The organism is Niallia circulans NBRC 13626 (assembly GCF_001591585.1).
Taxonomy (GTDB): domain Bacteria; phylum Bacillota; class Bacilli; order Bacillales; family Cytobacillaceae; genus Niallia; species Niallia circulans.
On the sequence record NZ_BCVE01000017.1, the window covers coordinates 21,359 to 32,743 of the forward strand.

The following is an 11,385-nucleotide window of genomic DNA, read 5'->3' on the forward strand; positions in this document are numbered from 1 at the left end:
TCCCAAAATCTTTTTTTGGTAACATTTCATAAAAGAATGCTATTTAAAAATAAGGCTCGATTATTGAATAACCGATAAAAATCCTTCTTGAACTTGCCCCTTTAGATGAATATCAACCTTGTTTAATAAATCAATGTTTCTTTAAGAAGTTTAGCATTTCATTGAAAGCTTGTTGGGATGATTTCTCATTAAATTTTATAGAGTATGGGTCGCTAAATCCGTGATGTCCAAAATATTTATGTACTTCTATATTCTTTTTATCTAAATTTAAAATTAACTCATCCACACTAAATGATTGCTCCACTTGAGGAAAGAATAAAATTATAGGACATAGTGGTACTATTTTCGTGAAATTCCTTATTCTCGAACCATAGTATCCCACAACCCCATCAAGACAATCTTCCTCGCTGCACAACCAAGCAATCGTTGCCCCTACACTAAATCCAATAATATATATTTTTTGATATTTATTTTTAACACCTGCTAATAAATTCTTTATTTTATCTGCAGCATCGGAGAATCCTACAGTCTCCATAAAATTGTGATAGGCAATTATCTCCTCAGAATAATCAAATGATTGTTCTCGTTCTAATAAGTTTGGGCAGATTACATCAAAATCCTGTTTTGATAATATATCACAAAAATTCTTTATATGTTGATTAATGCCATAGATTTCATGTATGATAATAATTAAATTATCTGATTTTCTCAGTATTTGAAGCATTTTTATTTCTCCTCAAAGGTAATCTTCAATTATATAACCAATAGAGATTAAATCATTTCTTATTCAACTATCCTCCCTCAATAAACAAACACTTATCTCTTAATACGCAGCTATTCTCACTAATACTATATAACTTGTTTAGCCTGATAAATTGGGATTATTAAGGTTCTCGGAAACCATACAGAGCAACAAATGTTACAAATAGACTAGTTAATATCATTGAAATACTAAAAAGAAATAATAAAATTCTATACTTATTCCTTTCTGCGAAAATAGCAAACAAGAAACCTATAATATTGTATAGATTTAGTAAAACAATAAAGGGATATCCCTTATTTCCAAAAGATAAAGCGGTAAGAAGCTTTTCATCATTTTGTAACAACGAAATAAACAGAAGAAATCCTAATAATGTGGAAAATACAGACAAAATCGAAAAGAATTTTCTCATTTTCCTCCTCCAAATATTTTCTCTTAATGACTAAAAGTAAATTTTTTACATAGGTTATATTTAGTATAACATACTGCCATTATTTCCAAAGACACTATGTTTGCTTCTATTTAATCTAACTCTGCGGTAAGTTCTTCTGCCAGTGCTTTTTAATGAAAAAATGAATGAAAGTCTGAGTTTTATCTTTTGTTGTAAATATAATTAGAATATATGCCAGTAAGATATTCAAACTCAACAGTTAACTATCTCTATCCCTCACATAAGTCACGTCAAGTGGTCTTTCTTAAATTTGTTCAAAAGTTATGATGTGTTTTTCTAATTAACATTCATTGGTTCCATTTTTGATTTAAATTTATCAAAGGCTCTGTCATCTGTTGAAAAAATATCATTCTTCTTGCAGATTTAAGCAATTGCAAGGAGTGAATTAGCCAAATTGTGAATTTATCAGCTAAAACTAGGAGCTTATCAGCCAAACTTTAATTTTATCAGCCAAAGTTAGGGGCTTATCAGCCAAACTTTGTTTTTATCAGCCAAAGCTAGGGGCTTATCAGCCAAACTTCATTTTTTTCAGCCAAAGCTAGGGGCTTATCAGCCAAACTTCATTTTTTTCAGCCAAAACTAGGAGCTTATCAGCCAAACTTTAATTTTATCAGCCAAAACTGGGGGCTTATCAGCCAATCTTCATTTTTTTCAGCCAAAGTTAAGTGGGAATCAGCCAAACTTTAATTTTATCAGCCAAAATTAGGAGCTTATCAGCCAAACTTTAATTTTATCAGCCAAAACTAGGAGCTTATCAGCCAAACTTTAATTTTATCAGCTAAAGTTAAGTGGGAATCAGCCAAACTACATATATCCTGAACTTATTTCTTCCACACCTCGTTATTACTATATAAATATCCTCACCTTTAGTTTCTACATAGTTTAAGAGAATGATCTATGTTACTATTTATTGGTAAACACCATTAAATGGAGATGAGATAAGTATGATTACTGTTAGAGATATGAATAGATCAGATATAGATTCTATCCGGGAAATTGCTGCTGTCACTTGGAAAAAAACATATAGTGAAATCATTCCAGAAGAAATACAAGCGAAAGTTTTAAATGATGCTTATTCAGATGGTGAAATGGATAAACGACTTAACTCTTTTTTAATGCTTGTTGCAGAAAGTAAGGATGAAATTACAGGATATGCATTTTTTTCAGGAGATCTATACAAGAAGGATATATACTTAGAGTCCCTCTATATCCATCCAAATTTCCAAGGGCAAGGAATCAGCAGACAATTATTAAACACATGAGTTAATAAATTCTCTGATCCTTGGACTCTCTCGTTAACGGTTTATAAAGGAAATCCTAATATATCATTTTATGAAAAAGAAGGATTTAAGATTACCGAGGAAAATAATGGGGATTTCTACGGGCACCCAATGATTTTCACTGTAATGACAAAAGATTTAAAAAATCATTGTTCTTAATAAGAGTAGAGGAAGCTCTTTTAACTTGTTCTTTTGTTTTTGCTTTTGATGGTACAAAAAAAGTTAAAATCAATGCTAAAACTACCAAAATAGTTATGAAAAATACGCTTACCTGAGCATAAAAGGGCTAATTTATAATAACTTTCTAAAAATTATGCAACATTTAAATTTATTGGTAATAACCCTCGTTTTTGTTTGAATATATTGTAAAATACATTACTGCGATAAGTGACTGGTGATTTTAAATGACTACAAATGGATGGTTGTCCCTGCTTATGGTAGGTATTTGTATTATATTATCCTTATTTCTCAGCACCAAAAATGCAGGGATTTTCTTCTTGCTTTTCCTTATTTTATCTCTAACAGGCATTGTCTTGGCTATTTATTCTAAAAAAAATGGAGCAATATTATCCTTGGAGTGCTTCTAAATGGGGCAGCAGGTGTTTTTTTACATTAGTAGCATTTGCAGTAGGATTTGGTGAGGCTTAAAACCTCCATTCCATTCTTTACTCCAATAGATAGCTTTCAATTAAAGCATCTTTTGGACTTACACTTTTGATAAAGGATATTTCCTGTTCCGTGACATTGGGAACAAAAATCTCTGTTCCCCAATGACTGGAATGTAATACCATCGTTTTACCATTCATTAAATTTACCGTAAACCATTTTAACGCTCCAGCTTTATTTGAAATATATTGAGTGAAAGCAGCTGTGTTCTTCCCGTGGAAGATCGTTAATTTATCCTCTTGAATTATGTCCGTATCAAGATAAAATTGGGATTTAATTTCTTCTATTGTGGTTGTTTCTTCATTCCAACAATGAATTTCAATACTATCTGCTTTTTGTAAAAAGTACTTCATTATTTGGCGCCAAAAACTATTTGGTTCTAAGGAACTATTTTTTTCTGTATTTAATGGGAAATGCATGATAATGTTTTTTTGCAATAATTTCCCCTCCTTTCTTATTTAACTGGAAACACCCTTCCAAAAAACTTCCCATAAAGCTTCTAGCTTATCATCTACTCTTTTTTCCGAATTAAAATAAACTATTTCTACCATAATTGCCATGATGATTCCTGTAAATGCTAGGTTAAATGTGTTAGTATCTTTTACATAAATTTGGCTATGTTCGATCCATTTGCTGCTTTTTTGAGCAATTAGTTCTTCTTGAAATTGCTCTGCTTCAAAAACCTCTTTTTGGATGACATCATATAAATGTAAGGGTGGGAAAAATCCCATTCTTAGCCAAAACTTCAACATTTCATTCTCTTGGAACAATTCTTTTGTATATAGTAAATATTCGTAAAGAAAAGTTTCAGGATTATGACTGTCTTCTCTTTCAAAATAATACGCTTTGCGTGTTATTTCTTCTGCTTTTGCTTCCCTTAATACTTCAAGAAATAATTCATCTTTCCCTTTAAAATGAGAATAAATAGAGGCTTTTTTTATCCCAGCTTCCTCTGCAATTTCTGAAAGAGAAGCTCCTTCAAACCCATTTTGCAAAAAGAACTTAATTGCCGCTTTTTTTATTTCTTCTTTTTTCATCGGACTCTCTCCTTTACGAGATTAGTTTTAAACCAACAGCTGCAACAAGTATCATAGAAATAAATAAAATTCTTTTGCCATCCTTTGGTTCTCCATATACAAACATCCCTAATAGAGCAGAACCAACTGTACCAATTCCAGTCCATACGCCATATGCCGTTCCCATTGATATAGTTTTCATCGCATAGGATAACAACGCAAAGCTACACATAAATCCAATGACTAAATAAAGAAGTGCATCCCATTTTTTCATCGTTAACCGTTTAATATTAATAACGCCAATTATCTCACAACAACCTGCTGCAATTAAAGCTAACCATGCCATTTATTATTCAAGCCTCCTCCTGATTTGCTGCTTCATCTGTTACCATTTTCAAGCCAATTACCCCAATTAATAATACAAGCATCAAAATTATTTTTGCTATATTAATCGGTTCATTAAATAAAACTATTTCTGCGATCACTGTCCCTGCAGTTCCCAATCCTGTAAATACAGCGTAAACTGTTCCAATTGGCAAATATCTTGTCGTATATATCATTAGATAAAAACTAATGACAATTGCTATTATGGTTCCACTCCATTCCCAAAAACTTGATGCATGTTTTAAGCCAGAAACCCACGCAACCTCCACGATTCCAGCACTAAAAACCATCATCCAATATTTATTCAAATTAATTACCTCCCTTATACATAACTACCAACCGTTCGGTAGTTAATTTTGTCACACATTAGTCTCTACGTCAAGACAACACCTGAAAAAGTTTTCTCCAGTAAGGATTCAGTTGTAATTTGCTAAACTGTCAAATTGGATTAACATAAAAGGAAGATGGGTGTTAGATTATATTTCTTTTATAGTTTCATGTGGCAAGATCTATTTGTTAATCCAAACAAAAAAGAGAAATTATGTGTGCTAATTTCTCTTTCGGGGTTTTTCACTTAGTATTTCGGCATTATCTTATCCAATTCACTTACTAATAATTTTTTTCAATGCAGATAGTTCTTCATCATTTACTTTCAAATTCTCAGCATACATTTGCTCTCTAGGTGTCCACACCATACTGGGTGAGTTGGATTAGGTTCTTGTTCACTGCTTGGTAAAATGTGCCAGTGCATGTGAGGATCGCCATTTCCTAAAAGCTCATAATTATATACTGCTTCTGATACTCTACTCATTTCGGCAAGAAACTTATCTTTAAAATCACTATCCAACTCATTCTTATGTTCTTTACAAAGGAACAATATATCGGCCTAATCACCAATAACTATATAACCTGTTTCCATTTCTTTGACGAAATACTAATTGGTTCCTTTTTTAATCATTTCTATCCGGTTACCTATTAAACAACTTCCACTAAAGTACCTCCGTTTAATTACAAAAAAAATCATAATTGTTGATAGTAAACTTGATTTCTTTATCTCTAAGTGGATAATTGCTTTCTCTTCCAGTAAATATAATTATATTTAGCTACTTCGTTTTTTAATGGTATATAACAAGGTTCCTATCAACATTCCCAAAGATACTCCTGCTCCGTAGCTGCCTATTGCTATAAATACATGCCCTGCAATCATAGCAAATGTACCTAATAAGGAACCAGCTAATAATCCAAAAATCATTCCATATATTAAATAGTTTTCCAATTTGGGATGTTTATTCCCTTTGTTAGTAGGCATATTTGTCCCCTTTGTCAAAGGCATTTTCTTCTTGAATGTTCACCTTTTTCGAGCTCTATTTTTACTATCTTTATTCATTTTGGTGGTTGATCATTTTTTGTATTTATTAGAAAATATGAGCTTCCGCCCGTAATAATGCCACCTCCAACAGTGAACGCTGTACCAATCATCACCCAATTTGCGGATAGAAAAGCAGATACGTAAATTCCAGTCATAAATAGGAATATGCCAATGATTATCAAGATCGTAACTTTATTCATTTCATCCCCCCTATTAGTTAACTTAGTTTCTTTGTTTGAAATCCATTCAAACATGATTTTTACTATATTTATACATACGTTTATGGGGCCATTTAGTTTCGCTAAGTTATATATGTATAAATATTTATTAATTAGGAATGCTGCCTTCCTTCAAATTCCTATTTAATGCATCATAATCCTTCTCTTTAAAAGAAACAGCTATGCTAGCTACTCTCCTCGAGTTCGGAAAGAGCATTAATTGTTGATGAAACTTTATTCCCAATGATCCTATTATTTGGTATATCAAGTTCAATATGAAAAAACAGTCGGAATCTACGCCATCTTTTAAATGGTTTTTAATATTTATCACAACAAAGTTGTCTATGATTTCAAATCTCGGTTTTCGGGGAGAAATATTATTTAGTTTGCAGAGCTTCTTTATTGCTAATTTAAAAATGTCTGTTTGTTTTTCATTTTCTATCATTAAAGATTCTCCTTAACGTTTACTATATATAGTAAACAATGAGAGATTTTAATACAAATGACTTTCTTGTAGCTTAACACTGTAATACCGCATGGCTTTAGGAACCCCTTCTAGTTCAAATATCCCTTTTAATACTAATCGGATTAATCGATATTCGAAGTAAATATCTCCGATTCTTTGATTGAGATTTCCTATAACCTCTCCTATTAGCCGCGCAGATTTTATAAAATCTGCGTTATTCTGTTCTTTATGTAATATTTTAGCTGTTTTTATTATATAATTATCGTAATAGTCTTCTGCAACACTATCAATTTTCTTATCCGCCCAGATTCTTAAATTTTTATTCTGTTGGGATATTTGCTTCCACTCATTTATGTACTTAAATCGTGTACTCATTGTAAGTGGCTGTTTCCGGTTATTTTTTTGATAAATGGCTTGTAACTCCTCAGTTGAAAACAAGCCAGTATGTATTGCATAGTCCTTTGCATCCGATTTGAAAGCTATCTCTTCATAAGATTCCAGAGGATTAATTAAGAAAATATCATTCGTTTTATTTTGTAATAAAGAAAGAACAAAGCGTTGTGCCGTTTGTTCATCAGCATTTTCACCTGCCCAAATGAAGATATGGGCCTGTTCTTTAATATTCTTTACTTCTAAAATTGTTTTATAGAATCTTCTCTTATAGCTTAATAAGTACTTCTCATCATAATTAATATGGTTTATTAACCATTTGTGCCTAAGTGCGAGCCCCATTTCCTCCTCTATCTTCCATAAAGGTCCAAAGGAAAAATCATCTGAAAAACAGATAACTTTTTCCTCATCCTGCACTCCCATTTCTTTAAGTGCCATTCTTAAACTGCCAGCAGCAGACTCACCAAAAGCAATATGTACAACCTTATAATCCCTTTTATTTTCAATCTTTGGTTGAATTGTTTTAGCCTGTAAATAATTTTGATAAGTTCTTCTTAAACTTTTCGCAAGTTCCTCATCTGGCTGTTCTTCCACACTTATTTGTAGCAGAATAAGAAATAACAATGACCTTACTTCTTCTTCACTTGTATTCTCAACGTATTCTTTTAATTTATGAATCATAATTTTTCCCCTTTTGACTAGTTAAAATAGTTTTGTATTTTCAGTTACTTCTCTTCCCTTTTTCATCAACAGATAAGATATTAATATTAGCCTCTCCAAAATCCCTAAAAGGATATCTCTATTGGAGAAACTACTGTTTTTTACAATATCATAAAGCCTGTCCACTCTATCATTAGTCATTTGCACTGCGCCCCACTTATCGGACGCGTATACTTTTTAATTTCTACTAGTAATATACTTTATTATTATCTTTCTATACCAATAATAACATAATATTCCAACTATTGAATTATTTATAAACAAAAAATATCGCTAGTTAGAGCTTTATCAAACATCTATCATATTCACTAAGGAAATGAGGAAAAGGGATTATACTTGCTTTATGCAGATTATTAAAATCAATGGAGAATTATTAAAAATACAGTATTAGGATCTATTTATTTACTTTGGCTGCAAGCCTAGGGGGGGCATGTACGTTACAGTAAAAGTAAAGGTACGGTCATTCCCCCACTTAACCTTATATGGACTTGGCTTTAAATTTCTATTGTTTCATTACATGATTATTCCTATTTGTCACAAATAAAAATGTAAAAACAATTTGACATTTATAGAACAAATGATAAAATAAAAATGTAAAATACTTTTTACTTTTTTAAAAAAAGGAGATTGAATGATGAATTGGATAGTTGCTTTATCACTTATTATTTTTGCAATCTGTACTCTATTAATTGTGACGAATCTGGTGTCATTACCAAAATTAGGAGACGAAAGAGCAATTTACATTAAAATGAGAGCACAATCATACACTTTTGTAGTTGTAATCGGTATTTTATTGTTAGAGATTATTGAGTCTATCTATGTAACAACTTGGACGAACAGCCATTATAAGGGGATGAAACCATTTAGTTTACTTGTTACAATTTCAGTTATATATTTAATTTCATTACTATTATCTAAGAGGAAATATGGTGGATAAATGAAAAATCGTATTAGAGAATTAAGAAAATCGTCAAAATTATCTCAAGAAGAATTAGCAAAACTATGTAATGTGACAAGACAAACGATAAATGCAATTGAAAATGATAAATATGATCCTACTTTACAATTAGCATTTAGCTTAGCCTCTGCATTGGCTACCACGGTAGACGAACTTTTTATATACGACACTGTTAGCAAATAATGAGGCAGTTATAAAGAATAAAAACCCAAATTGGATATTATGATATGCTCCCCTTTAGGTAGACAATGTTAAAAAAACTACAGTACGCTGTAGATAAACATTTACTTAAAGGGGATTTTTCTATGTCTAGAAAAAATAATACGTATTCAAATGATTTGAAATTAGAAATTGTACAAGCCTATTTAACAGGCAATGAGAGTATGCAAAAAATTGCGGATCGTTATGAAATTCGTAATGTTTCTCAAGTGAAGGCTTGGGTTAAGAAATTCAAAGAAGTAGGCTCAATTGAAGCCTTTGAACGCCTTCCATCGGTAGGTTCTGGCGCAAAAGGTGTGAAGAATCCACTAAAAGGTAAAAGAATTCATTTTAAGCATGTAGAAGAAGAACGTGATTATTATAAGGCTCAGGTTGAATACCTAAAAAAGCAGTATCCAAATCTGTAAACGGAGGAATGCCTACTTTCCCAGATCGTTATCACATTATCGAAGAAATGAAAGATCGTTATCCAATTACTTGGCTCACTGAAATGGCAAAAGTAGAACGTTCAGGCTATTATAAGTGGCTCAAAAATGGCAAGGTATCATTACGTAAACAGGATGATATCCTTTTAAAGGAGCTCATTTTAGCGATTCATCAAACGCATAAAATGTATGGTTACCCCCGTATGAAAATCGCTTTACGAGATAAAGGATTTCATGTAAATCATAAGAAAGTTTATCGGTTAATGACTGAGCTGGGTATTCAATCGATTATCCGTAAAAAGCGTAGAGTATGGGGAAATCGTATATCGCGTGTATTTGATAATGTGTTAGAGCGCCAATTTAAAGAGCGTGTAGAAAATGAGGTACTCGTGACAGATATTACGTATCTACCAACGAAAGGTGGTTTTCTCTACTTATCGGCTGTGCAAGATTTATATAACAACGAAATTGTTGCTTGGAAGATTAGCGAACGTAACGATTTAGAACTAGTCATGGATACGCTACAGGAATTGACGGCAAAAAGAAATGTGTATCGAAGCATCATTCACTCCGACCAAGGCTTTCAATACACATCAATTAAATATCATCAAACAGTAGAACAACTTGGCATGATAGGCAGTCATTCTCGTAAAGGAAACTGCCACGATAATGCTTGTATAGAGTCATTCTTCTCTCACTTTAAAAGTGAGTGTTTGTATCTGTTACACGATAATTCGGAAGTAGCAGTGAGACAAGCTGTTGAACAATACATCTATTTCTATAACTTCCAACGCTTCCAAAAACGACTCAACCACCTGGCACCTATAGAATATCGACACCAGATGGCTGCTTAGTCTTTTTAAAGCTGTCTACTTGACAGGGGTAAGTCCAATTCGGGTTTTTATTCTTTAAATGAAAGAAGATAAATAGAAGTTATGCGCAGTCTGATTAAGTGTCTTTATTTTCTTTTATAAAAAATTGATAATAACCTTTTACGCAAAGAGATTTTCTACATTATTATATAATTTAAATACCATCACTCGTTCACCTGTACGTGAGCTTAAGTCTGTATGAAAGCTTTTTACTTCCTCTCCAGTAATGGTTAATATACATTTTTTTAGTTCTTCAACACCTGATTCCACTAATTCGGAGCGTGTTTTCTTAATGGTTAATAGTCCTTCTTTTGTTTCACACACCGTATATTCCGCTGGTGTTAGAATGCCCTGCAAATTCACTATGATCATATCGCGTAATATATCAGTTTTAACAGATAAGGATCCCCGACCAAGAAAATCCTTTTCCCATTGTGTTATTGCTTTACTTATTTCTGCTTCACAAGCACCTTTTGTTAATTTCATTTTATTATGCATCCCCTATTAAACAGATAAAAACTTATTTTTATATATTTGTCTTTCAAGATGATTCAACACTTAAACATCCTATATCATTAAGCTAAATACAAATCGGTTTAAACCTCTTTCATATAAAAGAATATATACTAATCTGATTTGCAGCACCATCAGCATTAGCATATTTTAACCTTTTTAAGCAGTTTTATTTGTATTTATTTCCACAACAGAAGACTTTCCATCTTGATGATTAATCAGTAGTCCTCTCACTTTTACTGTTGGCGGCACTAATGGATGATGACAAATCATCTTAACACAATTTTTGATATTGTCACCAGTATTTTGTTTTCCATTTAGCCATTCATTAATCGTTTCACCAGTAAATTCAGGCATGCTATTTTGAAGAAGATAATCCAATGTCTGGATTCTTGACTTAAATTGTCCTTCTAGAGAAATAAAACGATTGACCTCATTGCTTGTTCCGACAACAAAAATTTCTTCTACATTTTCCTGAAAGACAGCAATAATAATTGACCTCATTATATCTCCAAAAGGATTAGAGATAACAGGACCAAAGCATTTTATAGTCAGCATGTTTTCTGGCTGTATATTGGTTTCCTCTTTTATAATAGATTCCAATCCATCTCCAACATCCATCAAAAATAACACTTTTTTTGTTTTATCTAAAATCATCTCGTACCCTCCTTTGTTATG

Annotated in this window: 17 protein-coding genes and 1 pseudogene; 5 read left to right on the forward strand and 13 right to left on the reverse strand. The window is 32.0% G+C overall.

The genetic code is table 11. From position 1 onward, the window contains the following. Positions 1-130: 130 nt before the first annotated feature. Both BCI01S_RS17830 and BCI01S_RS17835 read right to left on the reverse strand, forming a co-directional pair. Positions 131-724 (reverse strand): dienelactone hydrolase family protein, encoded by a 594-nt coding sequence (locus tag BCI01S_RS17830; RefSeq protein ID WP_061800455.1) that lies wholly within the window; start codon positions 722-724, stop codon positions 131-133. A 160-nt stretch (positions 725-884) separates the two neighbouring features. Continuing rightward, complete coding sequence (locus BCI01S_RS17835) at positions 885-1,172, reverse strand: hypothetical protein (RefSeq protein ID WP_061800457.1); 288 nt, start codon at positions 1,170-1,172, stop codon at positions 885-887. Between the two features lie 983 nt (positions 1,173-2,155). Here BCI01S_RS17835 and BCI01S_RS17840 point away from each other — a divergent pair. Continuing rightward, positions 2,156-2,473, forward strand: a complete 318-nt coding sequence (locus BCI01S_RS17840; protein WP_061800459.1) for a GNAT family N-acetyltransferase — start codon at positions 2,156-2,158, stop codon at positions 2,471-2,473. A gap of 683 nt (positions 2,474-3,156) precedes the next feature. Here the strand turns inward: BCI01S_RS17840 and BCI01S_RS17850 are convergent. The 9 genes and pseudogenes from BCI01S_RS17850 to BCI01S_RS25360 form a co-directional block, all read right to left on the reverse strand. Further along, positions 3,157-3,594 (reverse strand): hypothetical protein, encoded by a 438-nt coding sequence (locus BCI01S_RS17850; protein WP_061800462.1) that lies wholly within the window; start codon positions 3,592-3,594, stop codon positions 3,157-3,159. A gap of 21 nt (positions 3,595-3,615) precedes the next feature. Continuing rightward, on the reverse strand, positions 3,616-4,194 hold the full coding sequence (locus tag BCI01S_RS17855) for a TetR/AcrR family transcriptional regulator (RefSeq protein ID WP_061800464.1): 579 nt from the start codon (positions 4,192-4,194) through the stop codon (positions 3,616-3,618). A gap of 13 nt (positions 4,195-4,207) precedes the next feature. Further along, complete coding sequence (locus tag BCI01S_RS17860) at positions 4,208-4,519, reverse strand: DMT family transporter (protein ID WP_047940253.1); 312 nt, start codon at positions 4,517-4,519, stop codon at positions 4,208-4,210. A gap of 7 nt (positions 4,520-4,526) precedes the next feature. Beyond that, positions 4,527-4,865 carry a DMT family transporter gene (locus BCI01S_RS17865; protein ID WP_061800467.1) on the reverse strand — a complete coding sequence of 113 codons (339 nt, stop codon included), beginning with the start codon at positions 4,863-4,865 and terminating at the stop codon, positions 4,527-4,529. A gap of 791 nt (positions 4,866-5,656) precedes the next feature. Continuing rightward, a complete protein-coding gene (locus BCI01S_RS17875; RefSeq protein ID WP_061800469.1) occupies positions 5,657-5,866 on the reverse strand; it encodes a hypothetical protein in 210 nt (69 codons plus the stop codon). Between the two features lie 74 nt (positions 5,867-5,940). Further along, positions 5,941-6,126 carry a hypothetical protein gene (locus BCI01S_RS17880; protein WP_047940251.1) on the reverse strand — a complete coding sequence of 62 codons (186 nt, stop codon included), beginning with the start codon at positions 6,124-6,126 and terminating at the stop codon, positions 5,941-5,943. 127 nt (positions 6,127-6,253) lie between these two features. Continuing rightward, positions 6,254-6,589, reverse strand: coding sequence for a hypothetical protein (locus BCI01S_RS17885; protein WP_061800471.1), 336 nt, complete (start codon positions 6,587-6,589; stop codon positions 6,254-6,256). Between the two features lie 48 nt (positions 6,590-6,637). After that, positions 6,638-7,681, reverse strand: coding sequence for a DUF1835 domain-containing protein (locus tag BCI01S_RS17890; protein ID WP_047940249.1), 1,044 nt, complete (start codon positions 7,679-7,681; stop codon positions 6,638-6,640). Between the two features lie 21 nt (positions 7,682-7,702). Then, positions 7,703-7,885 (reverse strand): annotated as a pseudogene (locus BCI01S_RS25360) (DUF6241 domain-containing protein); the annotation flags it as partial. 466 nt (positions 7,886-8,351) lie between these two features. On the opposite strand from BCI01S_RS25360, the gene BCI01S_RS17895 reads away from it, so the two are divergent. The 4 genes from BCI01S_RS17895 to BCI01S_RS17910 all read left to right on the forward strand — a co-directional run bounded on the left by BCI01S_RS17895 (position 8,352) and on the right by BCI01S_RS17910 (position 10,176). Further along, the gene (locus tag BCI01S_RS17895; protein WP_144545885.1) at positions 8,352-8,657 is read left to right on the forward strand and encodes a hypothetical protein; all 306 of its coding nucleotides are present in this window, start codon (positions 8,352-8,354) and stop codon (positions 8,655-8,657) included. Next, entirely contained in the window at positions 8,658-8,861 is a 204-nt protein-coding gene (locus BCI01S_RS17900) for a helix-turn-helix transcriptional regulator (RefSeq protein ID WP_047940247.1), read from the forward strand. A 122-nt stretch (positions 8,862-8,983) separates the two neighbouring features. After that, positions 8,984-9,304 carry a helix-turn-helix domain-containing protein gene (locus BCI01S_RS17905; protein ID WP_061800473.1) on the forward strand — a complete coding sequence of 107 codons (321 nt, stop codon included), beginning with the start codon at positions 8,984-8,986 and terminating at the stop codon, positions 9,302-9,304. An 8-nt stretch (positions 9,305-9,312) separates the two neighbouring features. Beyond that, positions 9,313-10,176, forward strand: coding sequence for an IS3 family transposase (locus tag BCI01S_RS17910; protein ID WP_047940245.1), 864 nt, complete (start codon positions 9,313-9,315; stop codon positions 10,174-10,176). A 138-nt stretch (positions 10,177-10,314) separates the two neighbouring features. On the opposite strand, the gene BCI01S_RS17915 is transcribed toward BCI01S_RS17910, so the two are convergent. Both BCI01S_RS17915 and BCI01S_RS17920 read right to left on the reverse strand, forming a co-directional pair. Next, complete coding sequence (locus tag BCI01S_RS17915) at positions 10,315-10,680, reverse strand: Na-translocating system protein MpsC family protein (protein ID WP_047940244.1); 366 nt, start codon at positions 10,678-10,680, stop codon at positions 10,315-10,317. Between the two features lie 186 nt (positions 10,681-10,866). Continuing rightward, positions 10,867-11,364 (reverse strand): carbonic anhydrase, encoded by a 498-nt coding sequence (locus tag BCI01S_RS17920; protein ID WP_047940243.1) that lies wholly within the window; start codon positions 11,362-11,364, stop codon positions 10,867-10,869. Between the last annotated feature and the right edge of the window lie 21 nt (positions 11,365-11,385).